Origin of the sequence: Phaeodactylibacter luteus (genome assembly GCF_007993045.1) — a bacterium.
Lineage (GTDB): Bacteria > Bacteroidota > Bacteroidia > Chitinophagales > Saprospiraceae > Phaeodactylibacter > Phaeodactylibacter luteus.
The window spans coordinates 1-1,751 of the sequence record NZ_VOOR01000123.1 but is presented as its reverse complement, the minus strand read 5'-3'; the positions used below and the strand labels follow the sequence as shown (position 1 = coordinate 1,751).

The 1,751-nt window shown below is 47.2% G+C and carries 1 protein-coding gene and 1 pseudogene; both read left to right on the top strand.

All coding sequences use genetic code 11. The features are described from left to right. The first annotated feature begins 288 nt into the window (after window positions 1-288). Complete coding sequence (locus FRY97_RS21730; RefSeq protein ID WP_211356954.1) at window positions 289-1,410, top strand: hypothetical protein; 1,122 nt, start codon at window positions 289-291, stop codon at window positions 1,408-1,410. Window positions 1,411-1,422: 12 nt separating this feature from the next. Next, window positions 1,423-1,751, top strand: a pseudogene (locus FRY97_RS21725) (hypothetical protein); the annotation flags it as partial.

Here is a 1,751-nt window from a genome sequence, read left to right as displayed (position 1 = left end):
AAGGCTATGATGTCCATGCCTCCTAAACGTCGGCACGGCACATAGCCAGACCGTTCTGCCCAATTAAAAAAGAAAAACAAAGAAAAGATGAAGAGAATACCATTCATCGGAATACTGATAATTATGGCGATAAGAGGAATTTGTCAACCGTCGACCAATATACCCGGAATAGAAATGCCAAAGCCACCGCAACCTGCATCCCTTGCCCCGAATGTGGTAATCGGTTTTCCGAACACAAGCACAGGGGCAAACCCATTCGTAAGCCCACAGACTCAACAGCAAAACCAAATGCTGATACAAGAAGCAATGCGGAACGAACAACAAAGAAAGTTGCAACAGCAGCAGTTTTTGGCGGAGATAGAAAACGATATGAAGCCAAAGACCATCCGCTACGAATTCTCCGACCAGAGCCATATAGCGGGGACGGAACATTTCCGAAACGCCTTTGCCGAAATTGACCAGATGCTGAAAGGTGAAATACCGATGAGCCTCAAAAGGGCGGTGTTCCTGACCGAAAACGCTTATCTCGACAATCGAATACAATATGACTGGTTCGAATATGATATTTCAAGCGATGTAGAGGTCGCCAATTCCCTGATTGAACAAGCGGGCTACGACAAGGGAAACCCGACCGCCAAAAAGTGGGCATTACAGCAATTGATGTCTGACACGATTTATTTCAGGGACGAAAAAGGCGCCGTGACCTATACCCATTTGCCCTACCAATACGACTTTGAAGACCCGTGGGGCAAGAAGGACTGGACAAAGCAGTTTGTGATGAAACTGACCAGCAGCAAAAAAGGACAATGCCATTCGATGCCGCTTTTGTATTTGATATTGGCGGAGGACCTGGGTGTTGAGGCTTGGCTTTCGTATTCGCCTTCCCACTCTTACATCAAGCTGAAGGACGGAAAAGGCAACCTGCTGAACTACGAGACGACCAACGGCTATTACACAACTGATGTTTGGGTGCAGAGTTCGGGTTACATCAAGGCGGAGGCATTGCGGAGCAGAATTTATATGGATACGATGTCAAGAAAAGAAGTGGTTGCCGCTACACTTGCGGATTTAGCCAAAGGGTATGCGATAAAATATGGTTTCGACCAATTCGTATTGGACTGCCTGGATAAAGCATTGGAACACAACCCGAACAATGTTTACGCCCTGCAACTGCGTTCTGATTATCAGACGTATTTGTTCTTCTACGTCCTCGAGCAGTTGGGCAGGCCGCCCGTGGAAGAGTTGCCGAATTATCCAAAAGCCAACGAACTGTTTTTTAAAGTGCACGAAATATATGGACGGCTTGATGCCCTCGGTTTTGAACAGATGCCGGAAGAGGTTTACCCAAAGTGGCTTCAATCGTTCGAGACCGAAAGAGAGAAACAGCCTGTTCAAATCATTAGACCATAAAACTTTGCAATCATGAAGCATTTATCCGCACTTGTTTTTGCCCTTCTGTTTTGGGGCAGCCTCACGGCACAGCACGAACCGATACAGCCTTATGAAGAACTCCGCATCAAGGTAAAGGTGCTAACATTGAGCAACGGAAAATATCAGGAGAGTTTCCCCAACGACACCTTGCAGCGCATCGGCTCGGTCTTGTTCGACCGTGTGACGGGCGAGGTTGTTAGCGTAATTATTAGTGACACTCTATACGGTGAATATGACCTGAAACCAGAGGTGGTGAGCAGGTGGCTTTCGCCCGACCCGCTGGCACATGAATATGTCAGCATTTCGCCCTATGCTTATGT